This window comes from Pseudoalteromonas sp. JC3 (assembly GCF_030291895.1).
Classification (GTDB): Bacteria; Pseudomonadota; Gammaproteobacteria; order Enterobacterales; family Alteromonadaceae; genus Pseudoalteromonas.
On record NZ_CP127855.1, the window covers coordinates 2,566,229 to 2,586,776 of the forward strand.

Annotated in this window: 20 protein-coding genes; 14 read left to right on the top strand and 6 right to left on the bottom strand. The window is 42.7% G+C overall.

The features are described from left to right. Nucleotides 1–223 precede the first annotated feature (223 nt). The 10 genes from ccoN to uspE all read left to right on the top strand — a co-directional run bounded on the left by ccoN (nt 224) and on the right by uspE (nt 9,319). Entirely contained in the window at nt 224–1,657 is a 1,434-nt protein-coding gene (ccoN, locus tag QSH61_RS10745) for a cytochrome-c oxidase, cbb3-type subunit I (RefSeq protein WP_010373997.1), read from the top strand. 12 nt (nt 1,658–1,669) lie between these two features. Next, nucleotides 1,670–2,344, top strand: a complete 675-nt coding sequence (gene ccoO / locus QSH61_RS10750) for a cytochrome-c oxidase, cbb3-type subunit II (RefSeq protein ID WP_010373994.1) — start codon at nt 1,670–1,672, stop codon at nt 2,342–2,344. A 5-nt stretch (nt 2,345–2,349) separates the two neighbouring features. Next, nucleotides 2,350–2,535: a cbb3-type cytochrome oxidase subunit 3 gene (locus QSH61_RS10755; RefSeq protein WP_010373992.1), complete on the top strand. Its 186-nt coding sequence runs from the start codon at nt 2,350–2,352 to the stop codon at nt 2,533–2,535. Then, entirely contained in the window at nt 2,532–3,497 is a 966-nt protein-coding gene (ccoP, locus tag QSH61_RS10760) for a cytochrome-c oxidase, cbb3-type subunit III (RefSeq protein WP_206470960.1), read from the top strand. Before QSH61_RS10755 ends, ccoP begins: the two co-directional genes overlap by 4 nt. 118 nt (nt 3,498–3,615) lie before the next feature. Next, nucleotides 3,616–4,107 carry a FixH family protein gene (locus tag QSH61_RS10765; protein WP_010605013.1) on the top strand — a complete coding sequence of 164 codons (492 nt, stop codon included), beginning with the start codon at nt 3,616–3,618 and terminating at the stop codon, nt 4,105–4,107. Nucleotides 4,108–4,113: 6 nt separating this feature from the next. Beyond that, nucleotides 4,114–6,489, top strand: a complete 2,376-nt coding sequence (locus QSH61_RS10770) for a heavy metal translocating P-type ATPase (protein ID WP_174168728.1) — start codon at nt 4,114–4,116, stop codon at nt 6,487–6,489. Then, nucleotides 6,486–6,686, top strand: a complete 201-nt coding sequence (gene ccoS / locus QSH61_RS10775) for a cbb3-type cytochrome oxidase assembly protein CcoS (protein WP_102056971.1) — start codon at nt 6,486–6,488, stop codon at nt 6,684–6,686. Before QSH61_RS10770 ends, ccoS begins: the two co-directional genes overlap by 4 nt. A 1-nt stretch (nt 6,687) precedes the next feature. Then, nucleotides 6,688–7,359, top strand: coding sequence for a sulfite exporter TauE/SafE family protein (locus tag QSH61_RS10780; RefSeq protein WP_174168727.1), 672 nt, complete (start codon nt 6,688–6,690; stop codon nt 7,357–7,359). Nucleotides 7,360–7,543: 184 nt separating this feature from the next. Further along, nucleotides 7,544–8,278: an FNR family transcription factor gene (locus tag QSH61_RS10785; protein ID WP_010373979.1), complete on the top strand. Its 735-nt coding sequence runs from the start codon at nt 7,544–7,546 to the stop codon at nt 8,276–8,278. 117 nt (nt 8,279–8,395) lie between these two features. Next, nucleotides 8,396–9,319: a universal stress protein UspE gene (gene uspE, locus QSH61_RS10790; protein ID WP_010605017.1), complete on the top strand. Its 924-nt coding sequence runs from the start codon at nt 8,396–8,398 to the stop codon at nt 9,317–9,319. Between the two features lie 175 nt (nt 9,320–9,494). On the opposite strand, the gene ttcA is transcribed toward uspE, so the two are convergent. The 4 genes from ttcA to QSH61_RS10810 all read right to left on the bottom strand — a co-directional run bounded on the left by ttcA (nt 9,495) and on the right by QSH61_RS10810 (nt 13,907). Further along, complete coding sequence (ttcA, locus tag QSH61_RS10795; protein ID WP_010373971.1) at nt 9,495–10,388, bottom strand: tRNA 2-thiocytidine(32) synthetase TtcA; 894 nt, start codon at nt 10,386–10,388, stop codon at nt 9,495–9,497. 163 nt (nt 10,389–10,551) lie between these two features. After that, nucleotides 10,552–11,688, bottom strand: a complete 1,137-nt coding sequence (locus tag QSH61_RS10800) for an ABC transporter permease (RefSeq protein WP_010605018.1) — start codon at nt 11,686–11,688, stop codon at nt 10,552–10,554. Continuing rightward, the gene (locus QSH61_RS10805; protein ID WP_095729531.1) at nt 11,685–12,419 is read right to left on the bottom strand and encodes an ABC transporter ATP-binding protein; all 735 of its coding nucleotides are present in this window, start codon (nt 12,417–12,419) and stop codon (nt 11,685–11,687) included. Before QSH61_RS10805 ends, QSH61_RS10800 begins: the two co-directional genes overlap by 4 nt. A gap of 3 nt (nt 12,420–12,422) precedes the next feature. After that, nucleotides 12,423–13,907 (bottom strand): alpha/beta hydrolase, encoded by a 1,485-nt coding sequence (locus QSH61_RS10810; protein WP_206470961.1) that lies wholly within the window; start codon nt 13,905–13,907, stop codon nt 12,423–12,425. Nucleotides 13,908–13,996: 89 nt separating this feature from the next. Between QSH61_RS10810 and QSH61_RS10815 the strand changes: the two genes are divergently transcribed. From QSH61_RS10815 to QSH61_RS10825, 3 genes are read left to right on the top strand one after another with little or no spacing between them, the layout of a single operon-like run. Beyond that, complete coding sequence (locus QSH61_RS10815; protein ID WP_010605021.1) at nt 13,997–14,368, top strand: GntR family transcriptional regulator; 372 nt, start codon at nt 13,997–13,999, stop codon at nt 14,366–14,368. Continuing rightward, nucleotides 14,368–15,201, top strand: coding sequence for an ABC transporter ATP-binding protein (locus QSH61_RS10820; RefSeq protein WP_010605022.1), 834 nt, complete (start codon nt 14,368–14,370; stop codon nt 15,199–15,201). Before QSH61_RS10815 ends, QSH61_RS10820 begins: the two co-directional genes overlap by 1 nt. Beyond that, nucleotides 15,198–16,451, top strand: a complete 1,254-nt coding sequence (locus QSH61_RS10825; RefSeq protein ID WP_010605023.1) for a hypothetical protein — start codon at nt 15,198–15,200, stop codon at nt 16,449–16,451. Before QSH61_RS10820 ends, QSH61_RS10825 begins: the two co-directional genes overlap by 4 nt. A gap of 120 nt (nt 16,452–16,571) precedes the next feature. Here the strand turns inward: QSH61_RS10825 and QSH61_RS10830 are convergent, their stop codons facing one another. Beyond that, a complete protein-coding gene (locus tag QSH61_RS10830) occupies nt 16,572–17,132 on the bottom strand; it encodes a TIGR00645 family protein (protein WP_010605024.1) in 561 nt (186 codons plus the stop codon). A 173-nt stretch (nt 17,133–17,305) separates the two neighbouring features. Between QSH61_RS10830 and QSH61_RS10835 the strand changes: the two genes are divergently transcribed. Further along, nucleotides 17,306–17,551, top strand: a complete 246-nt coding sequence (locus tag QSH61_RS10835; protein WP_010605025.1) for a hypothetical protein — start codon at nt 17,306–17,308, stop codon at nt 17,549–17,551. A gap of 208 nt (nt 17,552–17,759) precedes the next feature. Here QSH61_RS10835 and topA read toward each other — a convergent pair whose 3' ends face one another. Next, nucleotides 17,760–20,405 (bottom strand): type I DNA topoisomerase, encoded by a 2,646-nt coding sequence (gene topA / locus QSH61_RS10840; protein WP_010373951.1) that lies wholly within the window; start codon nt 20,403–20,405, stop codon nt 17,760–17,762. Nucleotides 20,406–20,548: the final 143 nt, after the last annotated feature.

Genomic DNA, 20,548 nt, shown 5'->3' on the forward strand with positions numbered 1-20,548 from the left:
AAGCGCCTGAAAACTTGATTGATGTCATAATTTTAGGCGTTTTAGGTATCTTTTCATAAGCAAAAAAATTATCATTTCCTCGCAAAAATAAAGGTTTCTCGGGCTGGTTAGGTTTTCACTCATCTTTTGAGTTAAAACATGACGGGCTTGAAGAAATATAACTAGGGCCTGTAATTCAGGTAATTCATTTCTAATCGCAATAAATTGCAGCGGAATCCAGAAAATGAGCCAAACAGTAGCATCACAAACTGAGTACAATTATAAAGTTGTACGCCAATTCGCTATCATGACAGTGATTTGGGGCATTGTTGGCATGGGTGTAGGTGTATTTATCGCAGCGCAACTTGCGTGGCCTGCGTTAAACTTCGACATTCCATGGTTAACTTACTCTAGACTTCGTCCGTTACACACGAACGCAGTAATCTTTGCATTTGGTACAAGTGCACTATTTGCAACCTCTTACTATGTTGTTCAGCGCACGTGTCAAACGCGCCTGTTCTCTGACAAACTTGCCGCATTTACCTTCTGGGGTTGGCAAGCCATTATCGTATCTGCGGCTATCACGCTTCCTCTGGGCATTACTTCTTCAAAAGAATACGCTGAACTAGAGTGGCCGATTGATATCGCAATCGCGGTAGTATGGGTTACTTATGCTGTAGTATTCTTTGGTACTCTTATCAAGCGTAAAGTGTCACACATCTATGTAGCAAACTGGTTCTACGCTGGTTTCATTATCACTGTTGCAGTGCTTCACATTGTAAACAGTATGGCTATCCCTGTATCACTTACTAAATCTTATTCAATCTACGCAGGTGCAGTAGATGCGATGGTTCAGTGGTGGTATGGTCACAACGCAGTAGGCTTCCTACTTACCGCTGGTTTCTTAGGTATGATGTACTACTTCGTACCAAAACAAGCAGGTCGTCCAGTGTACTCTTACCGTCTATCGGTTGTTCACTTCTGGGCTCTTGTTTCTCTATATATTTGGGCAGGTCCTCACCACCTTCACTACACCGCACTACCTGACTGGACACAGTCTCTAGGTATGGTGATGTCAGTTATCCTATTCGTTCCTTCTTGGGGCGGTATGATCAACGGTATCATGACGCTGTCTGGCGCTTGGCACAAACTACGTACTGACCCAGTACTGCGTTTCTTAGTTGTGTCTCTATCGTTTTACGGTATGTCTACGTTCGAAGGCCCAATGATGGCTATTAAGTCTGTAAATGCGCTTTCACATTACACAGACTGGACAGTAGGTCACGTACACTCTGGTGCACTAGGTTGGGTTGCGATGATTTCTATCGGTGCAATTTACCACCTAATCCCTGCCCTATTTGGTCACGGTAACATGTACAGCATCAAGCTAGTTAACACGCATTTCTGGCTACACACTGTTGGTGTTGTGCTTTATATCGTTGCAATGTGGATCTCTGGTGTTATGCAAGGCCTAATGTGGCGCGCAGTAAATGCTGACGGTACATTAATGTACAGCTTTGTTCAGTCACTAGAAGCTTCTAAGCCTTTCTATATCATGCGATTCCTAGGCGGTGTATTCATCGTAGTTGGTATGCTGGTAATGGCTTACAACGTATTCCGTACGGTTACTGCAAAAAGTGGTCAACTTGCCACTGATGCAAACCCGCAAGTGGCTTAAGGGGTATTGAGTATGAGCAACAATAACTCAACAAACAAACACGAAATCGTTGAAAAGAACGTTGGCCTGATGGCTATCCTAACGGTATTCGCGATTAGCTTCGGTGCACTAGTTGAAATTACTCCACTAATGTTCCAAAAAGATACCACTCAGCCAGTAGAAGGCTTACGCCCGCTTACCGCGCTTGAAATGGAAGGTCGTGACATCTTCGTACGTGAAGGTTGTTACAACTGTCACTCACAGATGGTTCGTCCATTCCGTGATGAAGTTGAGCGCTACGGTCACTACTCTGTAGCCGGTGAGTCAGTATGGGATCACCCATTCCAGTGGGGCTCTAAACGTACAGGTCCAGATTTGGCACGTGTTGGTCAGCGTTATTCTGACGACTGGCACTATGCGCACTTAATGGATCCTCGCTCGGTGGTACCTGAGTCAAACATGCCAGGCTACCCTTGGCTTGATAGCACTAAAGTAGATACCACTTATACTCTGAAAAAATTACAAGTGTTCCGTGATGCATTTGGTATTGATAAGTCGTCAGACCGCTACAATGGCAAAGGCTACGGTGATGATGCTGAACTACAAGCGCAAGTGGATGAAATCCACGCGATGAACGGTGGTGAAGGTGCGACAGAAATGCAAGCACTTATCGCTTACTTACAACAACTTGGCACACATTTGAAGTAATTGTTATGGATTACGGCACATACAGAGGCATTTTGACTCTGGTAATTTTGGTACTGTTTATAGTGATTGTTGTGTGGGCATATAGCAAGCGCTCTAAGCGCCGTTTCGACGACGCTGCTAATGCCATTTTTGAAGATGAGAAAAAACATAACAACACTATCTCTAACGAGGAAAAGGAGTCTGAAAAATGACTAGCTTTTGGAGTATTTGGGTTATTGTACTAACCCTAGCGTGTCTAGCTCTGATTTTCGGCCTGCTAATTTGGAACCTGAAAAACTACACAGGTGTCAAAGAAGGCGAAAGCTGTGGTCACGAGTTCGACGGAATTGAGGAATTAAATAATCCACTACCAAAGTGGTGGACTTACATGTTCTTCGCGACTTTTGTTTGGTCAGTATATTATCTTGCTGCTTACCCAGGTCTTGGTAACTTTAAAGGTTTCTTAAACTGGACGAGCTCTAACCAAGGTATTACTACCTTGGCAGAGTCTAAGAAAGCAGTCGCTGAAGCAAATGAAAATGGCCAGTGGGTACAACTTGATAAAGAAGTTGAAGCAGCACAAGACCGTTTTGGCCCTATCTTCCAAGAATTTGCAAAGCAAGACGTACTTGCGCTTGCAAAGAATGAAGAAGCACTTGAAATCGGTCAACGTTTATTCTCGCAAAACTGTGCTCAGTGTCATGGCTCTGATGCTCGTGGTGGCGCAGGCTTCCCTAACCTAACTGATAAAGACTGGTTATATGGTGGCACGCCTGACAAGATCAAAGAAACACTGCTTAACGGTCGTGTTGCAGCGATGCCAGCTTGGCAAGATGCACTTGGTGATCAAGGCGTAAAAGAAATGACTGCTTATGTACTAAGCCTTTCTGGACGTACTGTTAACCAAAAAGATGCTGAAGCAGGTAAAGCTAAGTTTGCAATGTGTGCAGCTTGTCATGGTATGGATGGTAAAGGTTCTGTTGCACATAACCTGCCGTTCGGTGCACCAAACTTAACCGATAATATCTGGCTATACGGTGGTTCTCAACGCGCAGTTGAAGACACACTTCGCCACGGTCGTGCGGGTGTTATGCCAGCATGGAAAGATATCTTAGGTGAAGATAAAGTACACCTTCTAACAGCGTATGTTTATAGCTTGTCACAAGACCAATAAGCTTAGCTTTTAGAACATTATTTGAGATCAAAAAAGCCTCCATTTGGAGGCTTTTTTTTAGGTATTTACCGCAACTTACGATAGAATACGAGCAAGTTTTATAGCCATGTGAGCAACTATGAACCCTACCCCTTGGTATAAGAATTTTTGGCCTTGGTTTTTAATTTTTTTCCCACTCGTTACTGTCGTTGCCTGTGTTTTTCTCATCACGTTTGCAGTCGGTAATGGTCCTGATATGGTCGTTGATGACTACTACAAAAAAGGTAAAGCAATCAATCTAGAGCTGAGTAAGTTTGATAAAGCAAAAGCGCTCTATTTACATGGTGACCTGCAAGTAGCAGAGCAAAAAGTCACCTTTAAATTTACCAAGGGCGACGCTTCTAAAGTTCATGCATTAAAGCTTTCGTTTTACCACCGCACTATTGAGAAATACGATTTTGCAGTCACGCTGACTAAAAACGCCAGCGGCGAGTTTACTGGCTTATTTGATGAACCACATAGCGGTGTATTCACGGTATTTATAGAGCCTATGGACAACAGTTGGAAAATGAAAGAAAAAATCCAACTGCCACATGATGGTATTATCGCGGTCACTCCACAGTATAAGTAAGCTGCCATGGCAAATTCGTGTTTTCATTGTTTGGAGCCTATTCCTAAAGGGTTTGTAGGCTCGGTTACCTTTGAGGGTAGCGCACAACCGGTTTGCTGTATTGGCTGCCAGGCCGTTGCCGAAACCATTATTTCTCAAGGTATGAGTGACTACTATACTTACCGCACAGAAAGTGCAGGTAAAGTTGAAGAGCTTGTACCTGAACAACTCAAAATGCTACTCAGCTATGATAACGACGAGATCCAAGAGGACTTCGTCGAAATTAGCGGAGAACATAAAGAGGTACTGCTCAGTGTTGAAGGAATAAGCTGCGCCGCTTGTGCTTGGCTTATCGAAAAGCAACTGCTGGCGCTCGGTGGTATCGTTCGTGTTGATGTTAACACCTCCACTCACCGCGCCATGATTGTATGGCAAGATAAACACGTTAAGCTTAGCGATATCATTAAATCTTTGATGGAAATCGGCTATAAGGCCTACCCATTTCAAGCCGATGAAGAAGCTGCACAGAAACAAGCCGTAGCGAAAGCATACATCCGTCGTTTAGGCGTTGCTGGCCTCATGACTATGCAAGTGATGATGTTTGCATTTGCCATGTACTTTGGCATGTTTTCAGGCATGGAAGAGAACTTTGAACAGTACTTTCGTTGGATAAGTCTCGTGCTTGCCTCTCCTGTTATTCTGTATTCAGCGATGCCATTTTTAACGAATGCGGTTAAAGGGCTGAAAGCTAAACAACTGAATATGGATCTCCCTGTTTCACTTGCTATATTCGGAGCTTACGGCGCCAGTACTTACGCGACTTTTATGGAAGTCGGCGAAGTCTATTTTGAATCCATCTGTATGTTTACCTTCTTGCTGTTGTTAGGTAAATACCTTGAGTTCAGGGCCAGATTAAAAGCCAGTGAGTTTACTGCAAACCTGCAAAAGCTGCTGCCATTGACCGCCAGAAAGGTTGATGAGAATAACAATGAGCAACATATTGCCGCCAAAAAGCTAAAACTGAACGATCTGATATTAGTTAAGGCTGGAGAAACTATCCCTGCGGATGGCTTAGTGATCAAAGGCCATACCACAGTTGATGAGTCGATGATGACAGGCGAACATTTGCCAGTTAAGAAATATCAAGGCCATCAAGTGTATGCTGGAACCGTGAATCACGACGGTATAATTACGTTAGAGATCAATAAAATTGGGCAAAATACCTTGCTCAACCAAATTATTCGACTGCAACATAACGCACTTACCAAACGCCCTAAGTTGGTGGAAATCACCGATAAAGTCGCGCAGTGGTTTGTTGCCTGTCTATTAGTTTTTGCCTCAATTACCGCCATCGGCTGGTATCCCATTTCACCAGATAAGGCTTTTTGGATCACGATTTCGGTGCTAGTAGCAACCTGTCCTTGTGCATTGAGCCTAGCTATACCCACCGCGCTGACTTGCGCCGTGGCGTCACTTACAAAGAAAGGGATCTTGATTAAAGAGGCCCATGTATTAGAAACGGCAACCAAATTAACGCGTGTTGCCTTTGACAAAACAGGCACACTGACCGAAGGCCGTTTCTCAATCAAACATATCGAATTGCTACAAACTGACTATAACGAGCAACAAGTCTTGGATTTTGCAGCAGCGTTAGAGCGGTTTTCTGAACACCCTATCGCTCGCGCATTTGCACATATCACCCCAACCGAAAACCTAGTCCAAGATGTTGAAGTTGTGGCTGGTTCAGGTATCCGTGGTCACTGGCAAGGAATCACTATTGCCCTTGGGAAAAGCCATTGGTTTGATAACCACGCGTCATTTGCTCAAGCAACCTTGTTCATTGATAACAACGCAGTCGCTGACTTTTACTTCAATGACAAAGTAAAAAGCAATGCAGAAACAGTTGTTGAACAGTTACAACAAGCGGGCCTTACATGCCATATGCTAACTGGGGATAGCTCCAATGCGGGTAAAGAGTTATCGCAGCAGTTAGCATTAGATAGCTACCAAAGCGCTTGCACACCAGAGATTAAGCAACAAGCCGTTGAGGCTTGGTCCAAACAAGGCGAGATTGTCGCTATGGTAGGTGATGGCATCAACGATAGCCCAGTATTCAATAGCGCTCACTTGTCAGTTGCGATGGATACCGGCGCTGATATCTCAAAAAATACCGCTGATGTGGTGTTGTTAAATAGCGATTTGAATGCCATTCTAGCCCTTCAGCAAGTAGCGAAACAAACGCGCAGAATAGTAAAGCAAAACTTAACCATATCACTTTTGTATAACGGCTCCATTTTGCCACTCGCTGCACTTGGCCTTATTCCACCTTGGATAGCAGTTATTGGCATGTCAGCCAGCTCGATCATCGTGATCGGTAATTCATTAAGGTTATTAAAGCTATGAGTATCATCTACGTATTAATACCTATCGCCATTTTATTCGTCATTATTGCTATTGGTATTTTCTTTTGGGCAGTAAAAAGCGAACAATTTTCAGATTTGAATAAACAGGGCCACAGCATCTTATTCGATGATGATAAAGCGCAAACGGGTGATAAGTCCGTAAAACCATCAAATGACAAAAGTAATAACGACAACTAGCATGAATGAGATAAGCTTGCTGAGTGCATTTGTGATGGGGCTTGCGGGAAGTGGCCACTGCTTGGTGATGTGTGGCGGTATTGCCAGCTCGCTACAACTGGCGAGCAAGCAACTTTCTGCGGTGGTTGTTACCCTGTTGTATAATATCGGACGTATCTCCAGCTATGCGCTTGCTGGCAGCCTTGTTGCCCTACTCGGGGCAAGTCTCGCCAAGCAAAACACATCTCTCGCCATTATATTACAATTGATGAGTGGTATTTTTATGGTGCTTGTCGCTATCTACGTAATGCGCTTAGCCAGTACCTTAAAATGGCTAGAGTCGTTTGCTAAAAGCTTAATTTGGCAACATATTGTTAAGCTCAATCGCTACTTAGTCCCGGTCAACACAAAAACCAAAGCATTTTGCTACGGCGCCTTATGGGGCTGGCTACCCTGTGGCCTAGTTTATTCGGCTTTAACATGGACATTACAAGCGAGATCAGCAACTGAAGGCGCACTCATTATGCTCGCCTTTGGTGTCGGCACAATGCCTGCAATGATTGTAATAGGACAATCGGCTCAGCTGCTACAAAAGTTTATAAATCATTTAGTTACACGTATTATTATGGGTAATTTATTGATTTGGTATGGTGTTTATTTAATTATTATTGCAACTGATAAGTTAGTACATTAACCTATCCTTATCTAAGCAAACTCATCATTTAAGATTATTGGTTAGCGCTTTGAGATTAGGAGCTCCAATTGATAACCAAATTTTCTTTTGCGTGTCATATGAGTTTGTGGCGATCTGTAGTACCAAAGCCGTTATGCTTTGTACTAGGTTGCCTTCACGTGCGTCATAGACTTATGGAAATTTTATGGACTTAAGTAATCAAAACCGCTCAAAGAGCCAATGCACAATCAGCTGCAATAATTGCAGTATCAGTCAACTTTGTCTCCCATTTTCGCTCAATGGCAGTGAAATGGACAAGCTAGATGAGATCATTGAACGTAAAAAGCCGCTTCATAAAGGAGATTTTCTTTTCGAGTCAGGTGCGCCATTAAATGCTATCTTTGCCGTTCGTTCCGGCTCATTTAAAAGCTACACACTGTCTGAACAAGGTGATGAGCAGATCACAGGATTTCACCTTGCGGGCGATCTTGTGGGTTTTGATGCCATTAATAAAATGCAGCACCAAAGCTTCGCACAAGCTTTAGAAACCTCTATGGTATGCGAAATCCCTTTTGACACCCTTGATGAGTTAGCTGGTAAGCTGCCAAAACTGCGCCAACAGATCATGCGATTAATGAGCAGTGAAATCAATTACGACCAAGAAATGTTGTTATTACTGAATAAAAAGACTGCTGAAGAACGCTTAGCAACTTTTATCTATAACCTTTCAAATCGCTTTGGCGAGCGTGGTTTTTCTCGTAAAGAATTCCGCTTTACGATGACGCGCGGTGAAATTGGTAACTACTTGGGTCTTACTGTAGAAACCATTAGTCGTTTACTCAGCCGCTTCCAAAAAGCTGGAACAATAAAGGTCGAAGGCAAGTTCATCACCATTATTGATGCTGCAGCCCTAGCTGAAACAGCCGCGATTGCATCTTGATTTAGAACAAACTATTTATCGTTAAGACTTTATCCTTAGATAGGATCGGTTACACTCAATAAGGTCAGAGGTGAAAAGCTTCTGACCTTATTTGTATACCGTTTTAAGGAGATAGTCGTGGATAAAATCAAAAGTATACTCACCGTAATTGATCCAACTAAAGAGCGCCAAAATAGCTTAGAACGCTCTATCAATCTTGCCAAACGTACCGGTGCAGCCATCACTGCATTTATGTCTATTTATGACTTCTCCTATGAAATGACCACGATGTTGTCTAAAGACGAGCGTGAAGCAATGCGTGAAGCGGTGATCAAAGACAGAGAAGCATGGCTTGCCGATATGGTTAAGGACTTTTCTGATGTGAGTATCCAAACTAAAGTGTTGTGGCACAATCGCCCCTACGAAGCGATCATCAAAACCGTGCTTGCGCATGATTATGATTTGGTCATTAAATCTACGCATCAACACGACACCCTGAAATCAGTGATCTTCACCCCAACCGATTGGCATTTAATTCGCAAATGCCCTGCACCTCTATTACTGGTTAAAGATCACGCTTGGCCAGATCAAGGCAACATTATTGCAGCGGTAAACTCTGTCAGCGATAACGAGCAACATCAAGAACTCAATAAACGTATCATTACGGATGCTCAGTTTTTATGTGAATTAGCCAATGCCAAATTGAGCCTGGTAAACACCTATCCAGCAACGCCTGTTAATATTGCCATTGAAATTCCCGAGTTTAACCCATCGCAATACAATGAAGCCGTAAAAAAACACCATGAAGACGAAACATTTGCACTCGCAGAAACTTATTCAATAGATAAAAGCGATTGCATCATCAAAGAAGGGCTACCAGAGGACGTTATTCCCTACGTTGCTAAAGAAAAAGACGCTGAGTTAGTGGTCATTGGCACTGTCGGTCGCACTGGACTGAGTGCAGCGCTGGTTGGCAATACTGCTGAACATGTGATTGATAGCTTAGATTGTGATGTCTTAGCACTAAAGCCTGATGGCTATAAATCCCCATTAGAAGACTAATGCGTAGACTCGGGATAACAGCTGCTAGAAAAAGAGGTGATCCCAAGTTTAGATTGGAATGTGCGGCAAATACACAGCCACACATTCCGTTTACTTGAGCTGTGCAAGCCAAAAAGTAAAATAGTTAAGAAGTATAAGACTATTTAGGCTAGTCTGGGTAAATCACTATTGAGAATTAAATATTGGTTACATCAATGAACAATGATTCATCAATGTTTGTCGAGGAAACCACCGCTTCGTTAAAATCATAAGCTTCTCGCTCACCGTCTCTATCTAGAGGCAAACTTTCGAAATCAAAGAGTTCAGTGTCAGCCAGTTGGCTTGGACTAACATTCTGAATTGATTTGAAAATATTCTCTACTCGACCAGGCGTCTTCTTGTCCCACTCAACCAACATAGATTTAATATTTTGACGTTGCAGGTTTTCTTGCGAACCACATAGGTTGCACGGAATAATAGGAAAATCCTTGTGTTCAGCGTATTGAATAAGATCTTTTTCACGTGCATAAGTGAGTGGGCGGATCACCACATTACGACCATCATCAGAACGTAGTTTGGGTGGCATCGCTTTCATTCTCGCGCCGTAGAACATGTTTAAAAACAGCGTTTCAACAATATCATCTAAGTGATGACCCAGTGCGATTTTTGTCGCGCCAATCTTTTCAGCAAATGAATACAAAGTACCACGGCGCAAGCGTGAACAAAGGCCACAAGTCGTTTTGCCCTCTGGTACTTTTTCTTTTACGACTGAGTAGGTATCTTTATCAATGATATAATAAGGAATGTCTAACGTTTCGAAGTACTCAGGCAAAATATGCTCTGGGAACCCAGGCTGCTTTTGATCCAGATTGACCGCGACCACATCAAAGTGAATTGGTGCCGCTTTTTTTAGGCTAAGTAAAATATCCAGCATGGCGAATGAATCCTTACCACCGCTGATACAAGCCATCACCACATCGCCTTCTTCGATCATATTGTAATCTTTGATGGCGTTGCCGACATTACGGCGCAGACGCTTTTGCAGCTTATTAAACTCTAAAACTTCTTTGCGATTATCTTGCTCTGTCATGGTGTTAGGTGCCGTATTCATACTTACTCAACTGCGTACTGTGCGCGTTATCGCGCTAGTACATTACTACATCAATTATGGGGCGCCGATTATACGTGAAATTAAGATGAGGTAAAATACAAAAATGGCGCCGCTTTGGGCGCCATAGTTGGGAACAAATAAATTAAAGGCCGAACACTACCTTTTCACTTTTTAGCATACGACTGCTTAGGTAGGTGAAAATAGCAAACAACCCCAGTGTGACCGCGCTCGACAATAATAGTTGTGGTACCGGTATCGCGTTGCCTTTAATGATTTCAATCATTGCATTTTGCTGCGCTGCGATCGGCATCCACTGCATAATGTCAGTGGCAATATCATAGGTCGTTGCCATACTCATCATTACCGGAATGAACAGCGCCATCGCCACATAAGATTGCGCTTCTTTAAATGATTTAGCTAAGAAAGAGATAAATATCAATAAACTGGCAGACATTAATGCAATAGGCAGGCCAATTATAATTGCTGAAATAATAAATTTAGGACCAATGACCACTGTAAAGCCCATCATTTCCCATGGCACCATATTATAAGCAAACTTAGATACTATGGTGGTTAACACTAAAGCAATGATAGAAAAACCTGCGATTGCCCCCACTTTAGCTAACACAATATGCATGGTGCTGATCGGATGGCTAAGTAATAGCTGTAATGAGTTACGTTCACGCTCCCCTGCACTACTGTCAATCGCCATACCCATCGCCGCATAAAATAGCGAAATAATAATAGATAATGTTGCAATACCTAATACGAAGCCTCCTTTAGAGGTCGGTGTCGCTTGGTCATGAGTTTGGACATCAATCGCACGTGCAATAGTCGGATCGATACCACGCGCGACTAATCGCAAGGAAGCAACTTCGCTGTTGTATAACATGAGGTTACGCTCTAGTCGGTTAATTGATGAACGTAACTTTTGCTCCGATTTATCAGCAATGATAAATACCGTCGCACTCTTACCTTGCATCATATTTTCTTGGTAATCTTCGCTGATCTCCAAGGTAATAGCTTTAACTTCTTCGCCTTCACCATGTTCAATTTCTTTACTCGCTAAAAATTGCACTAAGTTTGGCGCATTTTCTGCGTTATTAATGGTGATTTTGAGTGCTTCAGGCGAAGCCATTTGCTTAAACATGACGGTAAACAATACACACATTAGAATAGGTGCACCGATACAATAGTAAAGGCCAGCCATCACTGAACGTTTGTCGCGGCTTGCGTCTAACACTTCTTTTTTAAATAAAACTGAGATTAATTTCATCATGCTGCAATTCCTTCATCTGTACCTATCAGGGTAATGAAAGCTTCCTCAAGCGACGCTTTACCTGTTTGTTCACATAGGGCCTCTGGAGAACCTTCCGCGACCACTTTGCCTTTCGCCATGACCACCACATGATCACAAAGTGCTGCAACTTCTTGCATCACGTGGCTAGAAAATAAGACACAGTGACCTTGCGCCTTAAGCATCATCAACAAATCCCGTAACACTCTGGTACTCATTACATCTAAACCACGTGTTGGCTCATCAAGTACAATATTCGTTGGTTTATGCACGATTGCCTGTGCCAACGCCGTTTTCATTCTTTGGCCTTGTGAAAAGCCTTTACAGCGTCTATCCGCGATATCCAACATTTGTAGCTTTTCTAATACTTCTTGCGTCGCTGTAGCGGCCGATTTTGCGTCCATGCCACTTAGTTCAGCGTAAAATTGGGTATATTCACGCGGCGTCATGCGCTCGTAGAGCCCACATGGGTCTGGGAACAATCCTAATTGTTGTTTTGCCCTGGTTGGCTCTTTGGCAACATCAATACTATCGATAGACGCCATACCTTGATCAGCTTGAAGCAGGCCAAATACGGTCCGTAAGCAAGTCGTTTTACCAGCTCCGTTGGGTCCCAATAGTCCCGTAATTTGACCATCACGAGCGGTAAATGACAGCCCGTCTAGCGCGTTCACTTCACCAATCTTTTTATGTAAGTTATCTACTTGGATCATGAGTTACTCCTTATCAGCTGTTGCAGGGCCATTGATGTTCATAAAGAATTGTTTGCGTGTGTCTTCTTCAAGACAACTGGTATCAAAGTCTCCCACTGTCTTTTCATCGTAAAACTTAGCAATAAGCTTATTAGCACAGCTTTGCCCTGCGACAATATGCGTTGCCGTTGGTGCAACTAAGTGTGTGGCATTTTTTAGTTTTTCCATCGCAACTTCGGCCCACTGAGCAGGCGTTGCTGGGTCTAATCCGCCAGAAAGTAGTAAGGTTGGAATATCGGACGCAACGGGTTCATAGTAACTACTCGACACCGGACTCACATTCCAAATTGGGCACGTCGCATCCAATCCTGTAATCATCATCTTACCCATATAGTTTTCACTATATTTCGCTTTGTCCGCAGCCGTTAATCGTGGCCAATCTTCCCCACATACAATTGCCTGATGCATCCCCATGGCCAATCCAAGGCCGTCTTCACTTGGTGCCATCATGCCAACTAGAGGAGCAAGGTTGCCTTTAGTCGCTTCACTAATCGCAAGCGGCACCAATGCTCGGGAGGTATGAGAGTAAAGCGCCATCCTAATCGCGCTAAATAGCTTCATTTTGGTCATCGTCATTGCGAGCGGTTTACTGGTTCTGGGGTGAAGCACAGAAACCTCTATCGGCGTTTGCCCAACTTGCTCCAGCAAGCTTTGCCATTGCTGCTTTAGATTAGGATAATTATTTGCACACTTTTTATCGGCTTCACATTGTGCAAATAGGGCGTTCAATGACTCTTCTATCGCACCACCAATCGCCATTAAACTTTGGTTATTGGGTGCAAGACCATCTAACACGGCCGATGCAACACTATCAGGGAACTGTCTCATATACTCAAGTGCGATGCGTGTTCCATATGAGCCACCGTATAAGTGTAACTTGCTATAACCGAGTGCGGTTCTTACCGCGTCAAAATCTTTTGCTGCCGCAACAGTTGTGTAATCGGAAAGATCTGTGTCTAATTTTTCTTTGCACTTTAGGGCGTCTTCTTTGTAAAAATCGAGACCCAGCAAAGTATCATTTAGCGCAAATTGTTGTTCAAGGTTATCCATATCACATTGCAATAGATTGGATTTTCCAGTTCCCCGTTGATCAACAAGTATAATGTCTCTATTTTCTCTCGCGTATTTCAGAATTCTTTCAAAGTTTGCTGCGATTTCGGTGGCTGATTGTCCAGGTCCCCCTGCAAACGCAATAATTGCTTCTTGTGGGTAAAGTTGTTTTATTGCAGGAATAACCATAAAGTGAATATCAATTTTTTGTTCTGTTTTGGTTTCACTTAATGGTTGTGAGATTTTTCCGCATTGTGCTCTATCATCGAGTCCCTTTGCATAGCAAGCGGATAATTCTGCTGTTGATGCTGCTGCTTGTAATGGCAGCACAGCTCCTAAAACGAGAGGAAGCAGCGCTAGCTTTACTAAGCTTTTCTTAAACTTAAATGGCTTTTTCATAGTTATTTCCTTGTTGACTCACGGTCAGTATGCTAACTTTAAGTGAGTGTATCAGTGTATTATTGTATTAATACAGTAGAATTAGAGTAATGCTAGATCTTATTCATGTCAACCCCAACAGCGCAGAGCCGATTTATAAGCAGCTATTTGATCAGGTAGTGCGTTTAATTGTGTCAGGTAAAGCACAAGCCGGAGAAGAGCTACCTTCTGTAAGAAAGCTAGCTGAACATTTCTCGGTAAATCCGATGACTGTCTCTCGAGCAATCGGGCAACTTGTCGATCAAGGTTGGCTTGAACGAAGACGCGGTCAGCCGACACGAGTAGCACAACAGCCAACCACACAACAGACCGATAGTCTGCTCAACAAAAACCTAGATATTTTAATTAATGATGCGAAACAACTTGGGATCACCAAGGTTGAGTTGATATCATTGATAGATAAAAACTGGGGACAAGAATAATGACAAGCCCACTACTACAATTCACCAAAATCCATAAACAATTTTCCGACAAGTCTGTTCTTGAAAACATAAACCTTACTATTGAACCTGGTATGGTTATGGGTCTACTGGGACGAAACGGTGCAGGTAAAACTACGCTACTGCGAATTGCACTTGGACTAATCGAACAAAATAGTGGTGAAGTTAGCTGCCTCAACAGCAGCAATCTAGAGCTGAGTCCTACATGCAAGAGCCAAATTGGCTATGTGCCACAGCAACCCTGTGGTTATCAAGGTTTTAAAGTCAAAGACGCCCTCGCACTGCACCGCAGCTTTTATCAAAATTGGGATAACACGCTAGAACAAGAGTGGCTTTCTCGCTTCGAGTTAGATGAAAACAAGCTAGTAAGTAACCTTTCAGTTGGTCAGCAACAAAGCTTAGCGCTGATAATGGCGATGTCGTATCGACCTAAGTTACTGATCCTTGACGAGCCTGTTTCAAATCTCGACCCCATCGCACGCCGAGAATTTATGTCGGACTTATTTGAGCTAGCGCTTGAGTCCGGCTCTGGTGTACTTTTCTCCTCGCATATTACATCTGACGTTGAGCGCGTCGCGAGTCATATTGCTATAATTAAAGATGGTAAGGTATTGGTTACTGGCGAACTAGATACACTGAAGGAACAGATTAGACTTGTTCCGCATCACCTTACAAACAACCTTCCATCAGCAGAGCTGCTTCACCAATCTGAACGTTTTAGTATTTACCAAGCTCAAGACGGCTCAAATTGGCCAACGGGCCTACAGCAAAGCCATAGCAACCTTGAACAACTTTTTGTGGAGCTACACACATGAGCACGTTAACTCGGCGCAATTGGTGGACAGGGTTTTCCGGCTTTTGGTTACGAGAGTGTGGCTCTGCAAATTTTTTCATTCCGGGGATCTTAGCTTCTATTGCTACACCATTATTAACCTTAATAGAAGAGCAAAACATACAAACATTTAGCTTGGTCTTTGCTATCAGCGCCTTATGGATGGCTTTTTGCTGGCAGTTAGTGAAATTACAAGCACAGGAAAGCGCATTACTATTCCCTGCAATTAAACGGCACGTATACTTACAAGGACTTGTAATACTAGTCGTTGGCTACATGTTCAATGCACTCGCTCTTTTCAACCGCCCCGCGCCAGAAGTTGCCTATGCCATGTTGTTTGCAACGAGTTTTGGTGGTAGTTTCTTTTTATTATGTATTCGAAATAGCTTTTATTTCAAACATAATAGCTACGTTTTCATGCTCGTACTCATGCTCGCTATGTTTTTTGGCGATACTCCACAAGTTTTAGCACTACTCGCCATTCCCTTCATATTAGTGGCAGTTTATCTGCTGATTACACGAAATAATAACTGTCAATGGCATCATTTGGCATATCAAACCTACATAAATAATATACAGACTGGCTGGCTCCCGAGTAATACCTTTACCCCTGATTTCCTCACTCAGCGGTTTAGGCAATTTTTTATGCCGATGAGCTATTTTTCAGGCAACCTGTTGATACAAACTTGTCAAATATTTTTTCTCTCAGGGCTTTTAGCCATTGTGGCAGTCGGCTTTTTTGGAGTCACAATTCAATTTATCACTGGCTTTACCGATATGCTTGTTTTGATGGTCGCTATTTTTGTCTGTTGGTCCAAACTACAAACAAAAATGACATGGGACCAGCTCTATCTATTACCTGTCTATTCAAGCCTAAAATCAATTAAACAGGCCTATCACGTTGCAGCAGTTAAGCTTGGCTTTTGCTTATCTTTGTTTCAACTTACAGTACTGCTGGTTTGCAGCTTCCTTACCACATTTGAGACTGTGGTTTTCTACCTTATGATATTTATCGGCTCGGTTGCAGGATTTATTCTTTGCGTTGCACTAGGGAGCATCATAACGAGCGCCCTTACGTTGTCACTTTCGTGCATGTTCGTAATCATTTTACATAGTGCGTTTAAATCTTACCTGTTAAATCACGAACACTCAGTTGCCACTCTATATCTGTTATTGGGCTATGTTGTGGTAGCCACTTCATTGCTCCTTTACAGTAATAGAAAGTTTGACTAAGACGTGCTCGGATCCAAGATGTTGCTCATATAGGCGTAGCACGAACCAAAGACTGTGCTAATAAGAATAAAAGAGTGATAGTGAGCATAAGTCGATTATCACTCTTTTTATCCGCTATATTTAATGGGAGTGGGTTCGACTATTAATAAAGTCGGTAACCGAAAACAACACCCCAGAGATCACGAAAGTAATATGTATGCCTACTTTCCAAGCAAGCTGCTCACTGGTTAAGTCTTGAGAATGGATAAAGACTTTGAGTAGTTCTACCGCAGATATTGCTACGATGGCACTGATCAATTTGATTTTAAGGCCCGAGAAGCCAACCTTTCCCATCCAAGTCGGCTTATCTTCTTGGGGCTCAACATTGAGCTTAGAAACGAAATTCTCGTAGCCACTAAAAATAATAATGATCAACAACCCGGCCAGTAAAGCCGTATCAACCAATGTTAAGATACCAATGAGTAACTCTTGGTTTGTCGCCGTAAGCGCACTGATGGTCATCACATAAAGCTGTTTAAAGAACTTAAGTAACAACAACACAATCGCGAGCAGTAGGCCAACAAAGAAAGGCGCTAACAGCCATCTTCCTTTAAATAAGGTTCTTTCTAAGAGATATTCATAACGATTAAATTGCTCATTCGCCGACTTAGTTTCTTGCTCCATGTTTTTGATTTTCACCATGTTTAGTTAGTTTTACTTAACCTTTGAATGTAGCATCAACGCTTGTATTTCTCACCATTTATTAATGTAAATTTGAATCAATTTTCTGCTCTTAAGGAGAAAATTAATTCGTTTTCCTTATTTTAAATTTTGCTTTAAAACATGCTTGTTCTTTCAACTAACAGGTAACACGAATGAAAACCTTAGTTTCATCATTAATCATCGCTCTATCTCTTTTTGCTTGTGTACAAGTACAAGCGGATGAAGAGCTACCAGTCGCGCCTGCAGATTTGGTTCAAGAGTTAACTCAAATGTGCCTTGATTGGGCAAAAGATGATGATGTACAAGCATCTGAGATGAAAAAATATGTTTTGAATTGCGTTAACGACGAGCTAGAGGCAACTGGCTATCAAAAAGTCAAAGACGTAAACATTAAATAACACCATTTGTTTTAAGTAAATGAGTTATTTCACCCTTCAAATTGCTTGGAGAATTAGTGTAATTGGTATAATACCAGTTCGCTTAATTAAGTGATGGCATTCATGATGAAAAGGCCGCTCAATACGTTGAACGGCCTTTTGTTTTTAATAACATTTTGGACAAAATATCCATAGCATCCGAAGACGCTTATCGATGTTTGGCTAGCTGTTAAGCTTTCTTTTTCTTGGTAGTTTTCTCTTCTTCTACCCATTTACCATTACTATACGTCGCTTTCCAACCCGTCGCTTTACCATCCACTTCTGTCATCACATATTGTGTCTTGGTTTTTCTAGAGTAACGAACAATCGCAGGATTACCATCCGAGTCTTGCTCAGGCGCATCAGCCAGATAATAGAATTTAGGTGAAATTCTATCTCTAAAGCGTTTTAGCTCAGATACCTTAGGAGCACGTGTTTCACGTGACTTCGGGAATGTGTGCGCCGCTAAGAAAATACCTGAAGCGCCATCTCGAAGCACAAAATGCGCGTCCGATTTTTCGCATTCTAGTTCCGGTAGCGGAACTGGATCTTCTTTCGGTGGCGCAGCTTCACCGTTTTTCAATAGTTTACGTGTATTTTTACAATCTTCATTCGTACAACCAAAATACTTACCAAAACGGCCGGATTTAAGCTGCATATCCGAGCCACACTTGTCACACTCAATCAGTGGTCCATCGTAGCCCTTGATCTTAAATGCACCTGTCTCAATGACATAGCCCTTACATGCAGGATTATTACCGCATACATGGAGTTTTTTCGTTTCATCAATAAGATATGAATCCATTGCTGTTTCGCAAATTGGGCAACGTTTCATATGACGAAGTGATTCAGCTTCCGCCTCTTCATCCGCATCCGCGGCAACTGCTTCATCACCTGACACGAGATTAATTGTCGTAGTACAGCGCTCTTTTGGCGGTAAGTTATAGCCTGTACAGCCAAGGAATACCCCAGTAGAAGCAGTACGAATACCCATCTTACGTGAACATGTAGGACAATCTATGTCTGTTTCGACCATCACATTTTGTCGCATGCCGCCTTCACTTTCATCACCAGCTGCAATTTCTAGCTGGTTAGAAAAGTCGGCGTAAAACTTATCAAGTACCTGCGTCCATAAGCGTTCACCTTCTGCGATATCATCAAGGCGACCTTCCATTTTGGCGGTAAAGTCAAAGTCCATTAAATCGTTAAAATTCTCAACGAGTCTGTCAGTAACGATCTCGCCCATTTTTTCAGCGTAAAAACGGCGGTTTTCAACTCGGACATAACCACGGTCCTGAATCGTCGAAATGATAGCAGCATAGGTAGATGGACGACCAATACCACGCTTTTCTAATTCCTTAACTAAGCTTGCTTCGCTGAAACGTGCTGGTGGTTTAGTAAAGTGCTGTTTAGGATCAATCGCAATAAGATCAAGCTTATCGCCAACTGAAACACTTGGAAGCGCCTGCTCTTCTTCATTCTTCTTACGGACTGCCGGTTGTACACGTGTCCAACCATCAAAACGTAGCACACGCCCTTTCGCTTTTAATGTGTAATCTTCCGCGGCGACGGTCAGCGTCGTTAGGTCGTACTCTGCTGGCATCATTTGACACGCCACAAACTGACGCCAAATAAGCTCATAGAGCTTCTTAGCATCTGCCTCTACGCCGTCTAAATGACCGGATAAGATTGTCACATCAGAAGGACGAATTGCCTCGTGCGCTTCTTGTGCGTTGCCTTTTGCGGAATAACGCAGCGGTGCTTCTGGTAAATACTTACTACCAAATTCACTATCGATATAGCCACGACACATTTCTAACGCGTCATTTGATAAATTCGTCGAGTCTGTACGCATATAGGTGATGTAACCCGCCTCGTATAGACGCTGCGCTAACATCATGGTTTTCTTTACGCCATAGCCTAAACGAGTACTTGCCGCTTGCTGCATTGTCGAGGTAATAAATGGTGCACTTGGCTTACTCTTACTTGGCTTTTCTTCAACCTTGACTACTTCGTAAGCACTGTTTTCAAGCACTTGTACGGCTGTATCAGCTTGCGCTTTATTTACTGGCTTAAATGCTTCGCCTTTAAACTTAGTAACCGCTAGGCGAATATCATCTTTTGTTGCTTTAACATCAGCGTGAATATCCCAAAACTCTTCTGGAATAAACGCTTTAATCTCACGCTCTCGTTCAACAAGTAATCTCACAGCAACAGATTGTACACGACCTGCCGATAACCCTCTTGCTACTTTTTGCCAAAGCAGCGGGGACACCATAAAGCCAACAACACGGTCAAGGAATCGTCTTGCCTGCTGCGCATATACCATGTCGGTGTTAAGGTCGCCAGGTGCCTCAAACGCTTGAGTTATCGCGTTTTTGGTGATCTCGTTAAAGACCACACGCTTATACTTGCTCTCATCGCCACCGATAATCTGCTCAAGGTGCCAAGCAATGGCCTCCCCTTCTCTATCCAAATCGGTTGCGAGATAGATATGGTCAGCATCTTCAGCAAGCTTTTGTAGTTCTTGAACTACTTTTTCTTTACCCGGCAAAATTTCGTAATGCGGTTCCCAACCCTTCTCAGGATCAATCCCCATCCTCGCAACTAAATTTGCATAATCTTTTTGCTTTTTATATTGCGCTTTTTCTTCAGGTGACATTTTACGTACTTCAGCTGGCGACTTAGTTGCCAAGCCTTTCGTTTTACCTGCCCCTGAGGTAGGAAGATCTCGAACATGACCTACACTGGATTTAACAATGTAATCCTTGCCGAGGTATTTATTGATTGTTTTTGCCTTCGCGGGAGACTCTACAATTACTAGCGATTTGCCCATAGCTGCCTATTTTTGACCGATTCTGTCTGATGTTTTGCCCTTACTTGGGCGTTAAATTACTTATAGGTATATCTACAAACACCTATTGTTACAAGCTAAAAATACTAACTTTTCCCTGATCACCGAATTATTATCCAATTTGT